At 62.3% G+C, this 12,404-nt stretch carries 12 protein-coding genes; 5 read left to right on the forward strand and 7 right to left on the reverse strand.

The features are described 5' to 3' along the window. Positions 1–38: 38 nt before the first annotated feature. Positions 39–1,007: a LysR family transcriptional regulator gene (locus GH769_RS01660; protein ID WP_014716990.1), complete on the reverse strand. Its 969-nt coding sequence runs from the start codon at positions 1,005–1,007 to the stop codon at positions 39–41. A gap of 181 nt (positions 1,008–1,188) precedes the next feature. Between GH769_RS01660 and GH769_RS01665 the strand changes: the two genes are divergently transcribed. Genes GH769_RS01665 through GH769_RS01680 form a run of 4 tightly spaced genes read left to right on the forward strand, consistent with a single transcriptional unit; the run spans position 1,189 to position 5,949 of the window. Continuing rightward, positions 1,189–2,700 (forward strand): efflux transporter outer membrane subunit, encoded by a 1,512-nt coding sequence (locus GH769_RS01665; protein ID WP_014716991.1) that lies wholly within the window; start codon positions 1,189–1,191, stop codon positions 2,698–2,700. Between the two features lie 10 nt (positions 2,701–2,710). Beyond that, a complete protein-coding gene (locus GH769_RS01670) occupies positions 2,711–4,888 on the forward strand; it encodes an FUSC family protein (protein ID WP_014716992.1) in 2,178 nt (725 codons plus the stop codon). Continuing rightward, positions 4,878–5,078: a DUF1656 domain-containing protein gene (locus GH769_RS01675; RefSeq protein ID WP_003188711.1), complete on the forward strand. Its 201-nt coding sequence runs from the start codon at positions 4,878–4,880 to the stop codon at positions 5,076–5,078. Before GH769_RS01670 ends, GH769_RS01675 begins: the two co-directional genes overlap by 11 nt. Before the next feature lie 10 nt (positions 5,079–5,088). Further along, positions 5,089–5,949 (forward strand): HlyD family secretion protein, encoded by an 861-nt coding sequence (locus GH769_RS01680; protein WP_020301246.1) that lies wholly within the window; start codon positions 5,089–5,091, stop codon positions 5,947–5,949. 38 nt (positions 5,950–5,987) lie between these two features. Here the strand turns inward: GH769_RS01680 and GH769_RS01685 are convergent, their stop codons facing one another. Beyond that, positions 5,988–6,389: a nuclear transport factor 2 family protein gene (locus tag GH769_RS01685; RefSeq protein WP_014716994.1), complete on the reverse strand. Its 402-nt coding sequence runs from the start codon at positions 6,387–6,389 to the stop codon at positions 5,988–5,990. Next, positions 6,382–7,569: an MFS transporter gene (locus GH769_RS01690; protein ID WP_020301245.1), complete on the reverse strand. Its 1,188-nt coding sequence runs from the start codon at positions 7,567–7,569 to the stop codon at positions 6,382–6,384. Before GH769_RS01690 ends, GH769_RS01685 begins: the two co-directional genes overlap by 8 nt. 111 nt (positions 7,570–7,680) lie before the next feature. On the opposite strand from GH769_RS01690, the gene GH769_RS01695 reads away from it, so the two are divergent. Then, positions 7,681–8,538, forward strand: coding sequence for a LysR family transcriptional regulator (locus GH769_RS01695; RefSeq protein ID WP_020301244.1), 858 nt, complete (start codon positions 7,681–7,683; stop codon positions 8,536–8,538). Here GH769_RS01695 and GH769_RS01700 read toward each other — a convergent pair. From GH769_RS01700 to GH769_RS01715, 4 genes are all read right to left on the reverse strand, one after another. Continuing rightward, a complete protein-coding gene (locus tag GH769_RS01700) occupies positions 8,535–9,347 on the reverse strand; it encodes an SDR family oxidoreductase (RefSeq protein WP_020301243.1) in 813 nt (270 codons plus the stop codon). The two genes, GH769_RS01695 and GH769_RS01700, sit on opposite strands and share 4 nt — an antisense overlap. Before the next feature lie 14 nt (positions 9,348–9,361). After that, positions 9,362–9,826, reverse strand: coding sequence for a hypothetical protein (locus GH769_RS01705; protein ID WP_014716998.1), 465 nt, complete (start codon positions 9,824–9,826; stop codon positions 9,362–9,364). A 273-nt stretch (positions 9,827–10,099) separates the two neighbouring features. Further along, positions 10,100–11,551, reverse strand: a complete 1,452-nt coding sequence (locus GH769_RS01710; protein ID WP_032903349.1) for a mannose-1-phosphate guanylyltransferase/mannose-6-phosphate isomerase — start codon at positions 11,549–11,551, stop codon at positions 10,100–10,102. 186 nt (positions 11,552–11,737) lie between these two features. Next, the gene (locus tag GH769_RS01715) at positions 11,738–12,394 is read right to left on the reverse strand and encodes an alginate O-acetyltransferase AlgF (protein WP_014717000.1); all 657 of its coding nucleotides are present in this window, start codon (positions 12,392–12,394) and stop codon (positions 11,738–11,740) included. Between the last annotated feature and the right edge of the window lie 10 nt (positions 12,395–12,404).

Genomic DNA, 12,404 nt, shown 5'->3' on the forward strand with positions numbered 1-12,404 from the left:
AATGAATTTATAGGGGGCGGGGAAGCAGCATGCCAAAATCAGTTCGCCATCCGCACGCTACCCACACCACCGCTCAACTCATACGCCACCAACTCCGCCTGGTGCGCCGCCAGAATTTCCGGCAACGAACCGCGCAGGTATTCCACCCAGGTTTTGATCTTTGCATCCAGGTATTGGCGCGAGGGGTAGATGGCGTACAGGTTCAGCTCCTGGGAACGGTAGGTCGGCATCACCCGCACCAGCGTGCCATTGCGCAGCCCTTCGATGGCGGCATACACCGGCAGCAGGCCGACGCCCATGCCGCTGGTGATCGCGGTTTTCATCGCGTCGGCCGAGTTCACCAGGAACGGCGAGCTGTTGATCGCCACGCTTTCCTGGCCTTCAGGGCCGTTGAAGGTCCATTTGTCCAACTGGACCACTGGGCTGACCAGGCGCAGGCACGCATGGTTGAGCAAGTCCTGGGGCCGCTGTGCGCAGCCCTTGGCCTTGACGTAGTCCGGCGAGGCGCAGGCGATGCTGTAGGTGATGCCCAGGCGCTGGGACACGAAACCTGAGTCTGGCAGCTCGCTGGCCAGCACGATGGACACGTCATAGCCCTCATCGAGCAAATCCGGCACGCGGTTGGCCAGGGTCAGGTCGAAGGTCACGTCGGGATGCGTGCGGCGGTAGCGGGCAATGGCGTCAATGACGAAATGCTGGCCGATGCCGGTCATGGTGTGCACTTTCAACTGCCCGGCCGGGCGCGCGTGAGCGTCGCTGGCCTCGGCCTCGGCCTCTTCGACGTAGGCGAGGATCTGCTCGCAGCGCAGCAAATAGCGTTTGCCGGCTTCGGTCAGCGCGATGCGTCGGGTGGTGCGGTTGAGCAAGCGGGTTTGCAGGTGGGCCTCAAGGTTGGAGACCGCGCGCGAGACGTTGGCCGTGGTGGTGTCCAGTTGCACGGCGGCGGCGGTGAAGCTGCCGGCTTCGGCCACACAACTGAAGGCGCGCATGTTTTGCAAAGTGTCCATGGAGTGTTCTCAAGGGAGATAGCAAATTGTGACAGAAAGTTACGCTTTCAGTGATCCCTACCAACGGATTATCGCCTGAACGGTAACAAAGATTCACAGGAATACCAGCTTATCGTCCTCCCTGGCGCCGCCTAGAATTGCGCCACCTCTCCCGCAACACCCTCTCAGGAATTCGCTTGCCGTGCCGCGTCGCATCAGCAGAGAGCTGAAGACTCTCAGTGTTTGGGCTTTAACGTCAGTCATCAGCGGTTGCATCGGAACCGGAGGAATCGCCCCGCAAGGCCAGGCGATCAACGCCAATACCCTGGCCACCGACGCCGCGATCCAGAGCGCCGACCGCGACGCCCACTGGCCCACCGCCCAATGGTGGCAGGCCTACGGCGACCCGCAGCTCAACCGTTGGGTCGAACTCGCCACCCGCAACAGCCCCAGCCTGGCCGTGGCCGCCGCCCGTGTGCGGCAAGCCCGAGCGCTGGCCGGCGTGGCCGAGTCGGCCGAGTCGCTGCAGGTCAACAGCGACACCACCCTCAAGCGTCACAACTGGCCGAAGGATCAGTTCTACGGCCCCGGCCAATTGAGCGGCGCCAACACCTGGGACAACAATTCGTCCCTGGGCCTGAGCTACGCCCTCGACCTGTGGGGCCGGGAAAGCAACACGACCGAACGTGCGGTCGACCTGGCGCACATGAGCGCCGCCGAAGCGCGCCTGGCCCAGCTCGAACTGCAAAACAACGTGGTGCGCGCCTATATCCAGCTGTCGTTGCAGTACGCCAACCATGACATCGCGGCCGCCACCCTGGCCCAGCAACAGCAGATCCTGGACCTGGCCAACAAACGCCTGGCCGCCGGGATCGGTACTCACTTTGACGTCAGCCAGGCAGAAACCCCGCTGCCGGAAACCCATCGCCAACTGGATGCCCTGGACGAGGAAATCGCCCTGAGCCGTAACCAACTGGCGGCGTTGGCCGGCAAAGGCCCGGGGGAGGGCGCGCAGTTGCAGCGCCCGACCCTGGCCCTCGCCGCGCCGTTGAAATTGCCCTCCAGCCTGCCGGCGCAATTGCTCGGTCAACGCCCGGACGTGGTCGCCAGTCGCTGGCAGGTAGCGGCCCAGGCACGGGGTATCGATGTGGCTCATGCAGGCTTCTACCCCAACGTCGACCTGGTCGGCAGCCTCGGCTACATGGCCACCGGCGGCGGTATGCTGGCGTTTCTGGCCGGCAAGAAATTCAACTACAACGTCGGCCCGGCGATCACCTTGCCGATCTTCGACGGCGGCCGTCTACGTGCGCAATTGGGTGAAGCCAGTGCCGGCTACGACATCGCGGTGGCCCAGTACAACCAGACCCTGGTCAATGCGCTCAAGGGCATCAGCGACCAGTTGATCCGCCGCGAATCCATGGACAAGCAATCGGTTTTTGCCGCGCAGTCGGTGGCCTCGGCGCAGAAAACCTACGACATCGCCATGATCGCCTATCAGCGTGGCCTCACTGATTACCTCAACGTGCTCAACGCCCAAACCTTGTTGTTTCGCCAGCAGCAGATCGCACAACAGGTGCAGGCGGCACGCCTCAGCGCCCATGCCGAGCTGGTGACCGCCTTGGGCGGCGGCCTCGGCGCTGGCGACGATGTGCCCACGGCTGCCAAGACACTCCCAAGCAAGACTCCGGCGGCGCTCGCCGTGTTTGATCACTGAGTAGGCCTTGATGACTCCCTTGCCTGCACCGCTGCGCTGGCTGCATTCCCTTGAGTGGCGCCGTGGTTTTTTCGACTGGGCACGCAGCGATGGTGTGACCTGGGTGTATATCTTCAAAGTGCTGGTCGCTGCGTTCCTGACGCTGTGGCTGGCGATGCGCCTGGAACTGCCGCAACCGCGCACGGCGATGATCACCGTATTTATCGTGATGCAGCCCCAGAGCGGCCAGGTGTTCGCCAAGAGTTTCTATCGCTTCCTCGGGACCTTGGCAGGCTCGGCGGTAATGGTGCTGTTGATCGCTTTGTTTGCGCAGAACACCGAACTGTTCCTCGGTGCGCTGGCGATCTGGGTGGGCATTTGCACCGCTGGCGCCACGCGCAATCGTAACTTTCGCGCCTATGGGTTCGTGCTCGCCGGCTACACCGCGGCGATGGTCGGCCTGCCGGCCCTGGCCCACCCGGACGGCGCCTTCATGGCGGCGGTGTGGCGGGTGCTGGAAATCTCCCTGGGGATACTGTGCTCGACACTGGTCAGCGCCGCCATCCTGCCGCAGACCTCCAGCGCCGCCATGCGCAACGCGCTGTACCAGCGCTTCGGTGTGTTCGCGCTGTTTGTGACCGATGGCCTGCGCGGGCGCAGCCAACGCGAAGGTTTCGAGGCCAGCAACGTGCGCTTTATTGCCGAAGCCGTGGGGCTGGAAGGCCTGCGCAGCGTCACCGTGTTCGAAGACCCGCACATGCGTCGGCGTAACGGGCGGCTCAGTCGCCTTAACAGCGAATTCATGAGCATCACCACGCGCTTCAACGCCTTGCACCAATTGCTTGAACGCTTGCGCGCCGATGAGGCCGACCATGTAGTGGCAGCGATCAAGCCCGGCCTGCAAGACCTGGCCGAAGTGCTCGACGGCTTCTCTGGCCGCGCCCTCACCAGCTTGGATGCCGCGCGCCTGGTCAACCAACTGAGCGCCTACAAGGACGGCCTGCCCGCCAAGGTGCGCAGCCTGCGGGCGAGTTTCCAGGAAGACAACCCGACGGACGCCGAGCAGTTGGATTTCCACACTGCCTACGAGCTGCTGTACCGCTTCGTCGACGACCTGCACAACTACGCGCAAACCCACGCGTCCCTGGCCGAGCATCGCCATGCGCGGGAGGATTGGCACGAAGCCTACACGCCAAAGACCAACTGGCTGGCCTGTGCCGCTGCCGGTGTGCGCGCCTCGTTTATCTTGGTTGTGCTGGGCAGTTACTGGGTGGCCACGGCCTGGCCCAGCGGCGCCACCATGACCCTGATCGCGGCGGCCACGGTGGGCCTGTCTGCTGCCACGCCCAACCCCAAGCGCATGGCGTTCCAGATGGCCTGCGGCACCTTGATCGGCGCCTTGGTCGGCTTTGTCGAAATGTTCTTCGTGTTCCCCTGGATCGACGGTTTCCCGCTGCTGTGCGTGATGCTGGCGCCGGTGATCATCTTCGGTGCCTTCCTCTCCTCCCGCCCGCAATACGCCGGTGTGGGTGTGGGCCTGTTGATCTTCTTCAGCACCGGCTCGGTGCCCGACAACCTCACGGTCTATAACCCCTACACCTTTATCAACGACTACATCGCCATGGTCATCGGCATGCTGGTATGCGCGGCGGCGGGGGCGATCATTTTGCCGCCCAACAGCCGCTGGTTGTGGCGCCGCCTGGAGCAAGACCTGCGTGAGCAGGTGGTGTATGCCATCAGCGGCAAGCTCAAGGGCCTGGCGTCGAGCTTTGAAAGCCGCACCCGCGACCTGCTGCACCAAGCGTATGGCCTCGCGGCCGGCCAGCCGCAGGTGCAACGCGATTTGCTGCGCTGGATGTTCGTGGTGCTGGAGGTCGGCCACGCGATCATCGAACTGCGCAAGGAGCAGGCGATTTTGCCGGTGCACCCGGCGTATGCCGAGTCGCAGCCGTGGCGCCAGGCGATCCGCGTGATGGGACGCTCGCTGGTGCGGCTGTTCCTGCAACCCAGCGCCAGCAACCTGGAGCGCGGGTTGATTGCCGTCGACCATGCGATCAGCCGCGTGCAGGCCACCGACGAGCCCTTCGCCCCGCACTTCGACACCTCGGCCCTGCGCCGGGTGAAGAGCTACCTGCACTTTATTCGCACCTCGTTGCTCGACCCGCAATCGCCTCTGGCCGCCCTCAAAGGAGCCCCGAATGCCTCGTGAAATTGCATTCCACGGCATCTATATGCCGACCATGACCCTGATGTTCTTGATCGCAGCGGGGCTGGCCTGGGCGGTTGACCGCTTCCTGGCCGGGTTCGACCTGTACCGTTTCTTCTGGCACCCGGCGCTGCTGCGCCTGAGCCTGTTCGCTTGCCTGTTCGGCGCCCTGGCGCTGAGCGTCTACCGTTGAGAATGCCCCGATGAAAAAGTTTTTCAGCCTGCTCGCCACCTTGCTGGTGCTGGCGTTGGCGATCTGGATTGGCCGCACGTTGTGGGTGCACTACATGCAAACGCCGTGGACCCGCGATGGTCGCGTGCGCGCCGACATTATCAATGTGGCGGCTGACGTTACCGGCGAAGTGGTGGACGTGCCGGTACGCGATAACCAGTTGGTGAAAAAAGGCGACCTGCTGATGCAGATCGACCCCGAGCACTACCGCATTGCCGTCAAGCAAGCGCAATCGCTGGTGGCCTCCCGCAAGGCCACTTGGGAAATGCGCAAGGTCAACGCGCACCGCCGCGCCGACCTGGACGCGCTAGTGATCTCCAGGGAAAACCGCGACGACGCCAGCAACATCGCCGACTCGGCCCTGGCCGATTATCAGCACGCCCTGGCGCAACTGGAGGCCGCTGAACTCAACTTGAAACGTACCCGTGTGCTGGCGGCGGTGGACGGCTACGTCACCAACCTCAACGTGCATCGTGGCGATTATGCGCGTATCGGCGAAGCGAAGATGGCTGTGGTGGATATGAACTCGTTCTGGGTCTATGGCTTCTTCGAAGAAACCAAACTGCCCCACGTGAAGGTGGGCGACAAAGCCGATATGCAGCTGATGAGCGGCGAGACCTTGAAGGGCCATGTGGAAAGCATCTCCCGTGGCATCTACGACCGCGACAACCCCGAGAGCCGTGAACTGATCGCCGATGTGAACCCGACCTTCAACTGGGTGCGCCTGGCTCAGCGCGTGCCGGTGCGGATTCACATTGATGAAGTGCCGGAAGGCGTGTTGTTGGCGGCAGGGATTACCTGCACCGTGATCGTCAACCCAACACAAAACTAAACTGTGGGGGGGCTTACCCGCTCCCACAGTTGACCGCGTCAGGCTTTGATAAAGGTTTCATGCAGGTGTCGCCACAGCAGCGCGCCACTGGCCTGTTTCTCGAACACCACCGTGGCGCGGCGGTCGGTCTGGGTGCCGCTGTCGTCAATCTGATGCTCGCGATACGTCACCGTGGCGCCGCGCGCATGGCGGTCGATGCCGGTCATTTCACTCAAGGTGATTTTCAACCCCGGACGCATCCCGCCCAGGCGCGTAAACAACGCATTGACCCCGGCCCTGTTGACCCGCGTACCGGTGGCGGGCGCGATCATGCTGAACTCGGGTGAGAAGCGCGCGAGCAGATTTTCCAGCGTGCCCTGAGGCGCAACCCCGGCAAACCATTGCTCGATCTCGACGTGGGTCTGGATCACTTCTTCGAAAAAATCGCTGTAGTCAATCATGCTTGGGCTCGCTGCAAGGGTGAAGCAGCGTGCGTACTCTGGAAGCATCCAGGCGCAACACTGCGAAAAGCGGCAACAGGGTCAGAGCTGCCGCCATCGTGAAGGTTATGGCGAAGGAATCCAAGGCCGACAGTATTGCACTGAGCACGGCGGCGCCGACGCAGAAGCTTACTTGACGGTTCATGTTCCACAACGCACTGGCGTGGCCCATGCGCTCGGCGGGAATATCCAGAAAGGCCAGAGTTTGCGCAGTGCTGCTGCACAGGCTGCCGCCCAGGCCCATCAAGACGTAGGCCGCAATAATCAGCGCGGGCTCGTTGAGCAACAGGATGCCAGCGCATTGCAGCGCCATGCCCGCCAGCAACAAGGGTTTGGGGCCGCAGCGATTGAAGAGTTTTTTGCTCAGGTAGATTGCCACTGCCGAGGCCAGCGCCCAGGGCAACATCAGCGCGCCGGTTTGGGTGGCGTCATAGCCCAAGCTGCGCACATAAAGGATGGCGATCAGACTGGTGCCGATAAACACCCCGGGTATGCACAGGTAGACGAGCATCGCCACGCGCAGCATCGGACTGGCAACCTGTTTGAAAATGCTGCTCAGGTCCAGAGGTGGGCGCACGCGGGTGGGCGCGTCGGGTTTTATCCACAACAAGGCCAGCAGCAGGGTCACCAAGGCCAGTGGCAAGTTGGCGTAGAAGATCCAGCGCCATGCCACAGTGTCGACAATCACCCCACCCAATGCTGGCGATAGTGCCGGCACCAGCAACGCCACCGACATCACCCGCGCCGTCAGTTGGCTGCGCTCGGCGGCGGGGAAGTGCCGGTAAGCCATGGCCTGGCCCACGGGAATCAGCAAACCGCCACCGAGCCCTTGCACTGCGCGCCAGCCTATCAACGCCTCAATGGAGCCGGCCTGGCCCACCATCACCGAGGCGCCGGCGAACAGCAGCAGGCTGGAAGCGATCAGGGTGCGCTCGCCCATGAGCGCCGCCAACCATACACTCAAGGGGATGATCACTGTCAGCCCGAGCATGTAGGCATTACTGATCCACGCCAACTGTGTGACCGAGGCGTGCAGCTCGCGGGCGATATCCGGGTAGGCGACGGTGGCAACAAACATGTTCACCAGGTCCAGGGCAAAACCCAATAAAAAGATCCAGGCGACTTTCGAGCGGTAGGTCATGAACGCGTTCCTGCAAGTGAAGCCGGCAGGGTAGGCCGCAAGCAGGGTTTGGGATACGCCGGTTTGCCTGCTAGTTTGTCAAAAATATTTTGACAAAGGAGGGCGTCCATCATGGTCAGCCTGGACCGTTTTGACACTTTCAAGGCTGTGGTCGAGGCCGGCTCGCTCACTGCTGCCGCGGACCTGCTGGGCCAGACTCGCGCCGTGGTCAGCTTCAACCTCAAGCGCCTGGAGGCGGAACTCGGCGTCACCCTGCTGACCCGCAACACCCGCCAACTGGCGCTCACCGATGCCGGCGAACGCTTTTACCTGCGCTGCACGCGCATGCTCGAAGAGGCCCGCCTGGCGGTAGAAGAAGCCCGCAGTGAGCATGCTCAGCTCAAGGGCACGCTGCGCATCACCACCACTGTCGAATATGCCCTGGCCGTCGTTGCCCCGGCGGTAGAAGCCTTTCGCCGCCTGCACCCGGACCTGAATATCCACTTATCCACATCCTCCACCCATGCCGACCTGATCTCCGAGCGTTTTGACGTGGCGATTCGCCTGGGGCGCCTGCTGGACTCCAATCATCGGGCGGTGCAGTTGTCGACGTTCGATGTGTTTGCTGTTGCGGCACCGCAGTTTGCCGGGCTTCAGACCCTGGAAGAGCTGGAGCAGATCCCCCGGTTGGGCCATGGCCGCTTGACCGAACTGAGCGTCACCGACCCGGCGGGCATTCAACATCAATACCGTGCCGGGCCTGCTGCGTTGGTGGCTGATAGTGCGGCAGTGCTCCAGGCATTTGCTGTGCGCGGCCACGGTGTGGCGATTCTGCCGCAATGGCTGGTGCAGGAAGACTTGGAGGCCGGACGGCTGGTGCGTGTGCTGGCGGATTATCGCTTCGCCCCCCAAGGGGTCTACGCGATGTACCCGGATACCCGGCACCTGCCGCTGAAGGTGCGGGCGTTTATTGATTTTATGAAGGGCTAGAGGCTGCCACTCAAACCAAAGCGCTTCTTCAACACCATCTCCAGCAACCCCTTTGGCAACAGTGCCGCCATCAATGGCAACGCGCGGCTGCCGTTGCCCGAACGCAACAGGCGTGGCGGTCGCACGTGCTGCACCGCCTTGAGCACGTCTGCAGCAAATTCACTGGCCGGGGTTGGCTTGTCCTGGGACGCTTGGCTGCGTGCCCGAATGCCCTCGCGCAACGGCCACCATGGTGACTGTTCGTGGATCAGCAATTCGGCTTGGGCGCCGGCATTCTTTGCAAAGCTTGTATTGATCGCACCAGGCTGCACTTCCATCACCTGCACGCCAAACGGTGCCAGCTCCATGCGCAGGGCGTCGCTTAACGCATGCACAGCGGCTTTGGACGCGCAGTAGGCGCCGGCAAACGGCGTCACCAATACGCCGGAAACGCTGCCGATATTCACCACCAGGCCCTTGTTGCGGCGCAGGGCGGGAAACAAGGCCTGGGTCACGCCGACGATGGAAAACACATTGGTTTCGAATTGGCGTTGCATCGCCTCGGTACCGCCGTCGAGCAATGGGCCCATGGCGCCGTAGCCAGCGTTGTTGATCAGCACATCCAACTCGCCCCACTGCTCGGACAAGCGTTGCAGGGCGGCGCTGTCGTTGACGTCCAGTTGTAGGGCATTAAAGCCTGCGGCGGTAAGCGCGGCGACATCATCGGGTTGGCGGGCGCTGGCCCATACCTCGAAGCCTGCAGCTTTGAACGCATCAGCAAGGGCGCGGCCGATGCCGCTGGAACAACCGGTGATCAGTACGTTGGGCATGCATCATTCCTTTGTCAGTCCGAGAAACTGCCTTGCAGGTGCTCGGCGCGAAATTCCAGGGTTTGTGGGCGATAGCCGGGACGCAGCGGCGGGGTGGGCAGGCAGTCATCCCAGGTGGCGCCCGCCTGCAACTCGCCGGGGCCGCGATAGCGTGGGGCGGCGTAGACATTGTCGGCCAGGTTGACCGTATCGCCCGGTGCATAGGCGGCGACGCGCCAGCGCAGTTCGGTCAGTGGCACGTCGTTGCCGTTGTTCAGGGTCAGTTTTAAAGGACGGTCGGCCGGGCATTCCTGTGGGGCGTAAGTAATGCGCAGCTCAAGGCGAGCCAATTGCGCGGCTTCGCGGTTGTCCAGCCATACCACCCAGACGGCGACGAAACCCAGGCCAACGGCAGCGGCCAACGATACCGGCAGCGCCTTGGCCGGGTAGCGCAGCAGCAGGATCAGCCAGGTGATGATCAGGAGAACGCCGAAGAACATGGAGACCACCTCGAATAGGGAACCAGCATCCTAACTTAAGCTTAGGTGGGATTGGTTACCTTGAGCATTGTGTTGGCCGGGCAGACGCCATCGCAGGCAAGCCAGCTCCCACATTCGACCGCATTCTAAAGTGGGCGCGCGGTCAACTGTGGGAGCTGGCTTGCCTGCGATGAGGCCTGTACAGTCACCACAAACCCCAAGAAAAAGCCCCCACCCAACCCACTGCGGATAGGGGACGCAATGGGCTGGGCGAGGGCTTCTTGTACGACTGTTTTACTGCGCGATAGTTTTCACCGATACACCACGTTCAACCGGTGTCGAGCGACCATAGATATCTTCGAAGCGCTCGATATCGTCTTCACCCAGATAGCTGCCCGATTGCACTTCGATGATCTCCAACGGGATCTTGCCCGGGTTGCGCAGGCGGTGCACCGAGGCGATCGGGATGTAGGTGGACTGGTTTTCGCAGAGCAGGAACACGTTGTCGTCACAGGTGACTTCGGCGGTGCCGCTGACCACGATCCAGTGTTCGGCGCGGTGGTGGTGCATCTGCAGCGACAGGCACGCGCCCGGCTTGACCGAGATGTGCTTGACCTGGAAACGCCCGCCCATGTCCACCGAGTCGTAGGAACCCCACGGACGATAGACTTCGCAGTGGTTCTGGGTCTCGCTGCGGCCTTGCTCGTTGAGGGTGTTGACCATCTGCTTGACGCCCTGGACCTTGTCCTTGTGGGCAATCATCATCGCGTCTTTGGTTTCCACCACCACGATGTTGTCCAGGCCGATCACCGACACGAGTTTGCCGTTGCCATGCACCATGCAGTTGCGGCTGTCCTGGATCACCACGTCGCCTTTGCTCACGTTGCCGTTGGCGTCTTTATCGTTGACCGCCCACAGCGAGGCCCAGCAACCCACATCGCTCCAGCCAGCGGCCAAGGGCACGACGCAGGCGCGTTGGGTTTTTTCCATCACGGCGTAGTCGATGGAATTGTCCGGGCAGCAGGCGAAGGTGGCGTCGTCGAAGGTCACGGTATCGGCGGTCTGCTCGCTGCGCTCCAGGGTCAGCACGCAGGTGTCGTAGATGTCCGGGTCATGCTTTTTCAGCTCTTCGAGGAAGCGGCTGGCACGGAACAGGAACATGCCGCTGTTCCAGAAGTAGCCACCGCTTTTGACGAACTCGACCGCACGTTTTTCATCGGGTTTTTCCACGAACTGTTGCACGCGGCTCACGCCTTCAGGCAGCAGCGAATCGTTGGTGGACTTGATGTAGCCGTAGCCGGTCTCCGGGCGGGTGGCCGGCACGCCGAACAGTACCATCTCGCCCCGCTCGGCGGCCACGGTGGCCAGGGCCAGTGCGCGTTGCAGGGCTTTCTGGTCGTCGATCACGTGGTCGGCGGGCAGTACCAGCATCAAATCGTCACGGCCTTCGTTGACCAGCATCATCGCGGTCAGGGCCACGGCCGGCGCAGTGTTGCGGCCGAAGGGTTCCATCAGGATGCGCTGGCAGTCGAGCTTGCGTGCGCTCAGTTGCTCGTTGACGATGAAACGGTGATCTTTGTTGCAGACCACGATGGGGGCGTCCATGCCTTCGAACACCAGGCGCTCCAGGGTTTGCTGGAACAAGGTGTGCTCGCCGGTCAGTGCCAGGAACTGCTTGGGGAATTGTTTACGCGAAAGCGGCCAAAGACGTGAGCCGCTACCACCGGAAAGGATTACTGGGATCATGGTGTTTCTCCTTGAATCGATATGGGTCAGAGCTACGAAGGTTTGTCGTTTCACTCTTGTTTTTGTCTCGGTCCTGAGTTGAGCCCCGGTCAGTGTGGGAGCTGGCTTGCCTGCGATGGCGCCTACAAGACCGCCATCGCAGGCAAGCCAGCTCCCACAAGGGGGCGTGTCAACTCAGGGAAATAATCAGCGGGTCGACACTGGGCGTTTCACCCACACTGGCGACAGGCTCGAACCTGAGCCGGTGACGTACAACACCGCCGCTTCACCGCGTTCCAACGCAACCGGCTTCACATCGCCGACTTTCTTGTCACCGTCATACAACGCCAGGCTTACCTTCACCGGGTTGATCTCACGCTCGCCACGGCCCTTGGCAGCCACCGACTTGACCACATCGGTCTTGCCGTCGGCGGTCTTCAAGGTCAGGGCCTTGTCGCTGAGGTTCTGCACGCGCACCAGGGATTTCTGCTTGTTCTTGAACGGTGGCTCTTCGATCAACTGCGGCTGGCCGCTGCCGCTGTTGACCAGGGTGTAGTAGTGGTCGGCGGCCAGCTTGACCGGCAGGGTCTGGCTGCCGACCTTGGCGCTGTAGTCACCGCCCGGCATGAAGCTGAAGTCGCTGCTGGCCAGTGGCGCAACGTCGCTGAGGTTGGTGCTGCCGACGGTGGCGCTGACTTCCTGGTTGCTGGCGTTGTAGATACGCACAAAGCTGGAGCCTTTTGGTGCAGTCGGGCCGTATAGGGCGGCGTCACCGGCAGCGAAGGCCGACAGGGATACGACGCTCAGGCCTGCTGCGATAGCCAGGGTTTTAGCGAGACGACGAGGAGTAGTAGTGAAAGTCATGTGAGTTACC

It is taken from the genome of Pseudomonas sp. CFSAN084952 (assembly GCF_009648855.1).
GTDB lineage: Bacteria > Pseudomonadota > Gammaproteobacteria > Pseudomonadales > Pseudomonadaceae > Aquipseudomonas > Aquipseudomonas paracarnis.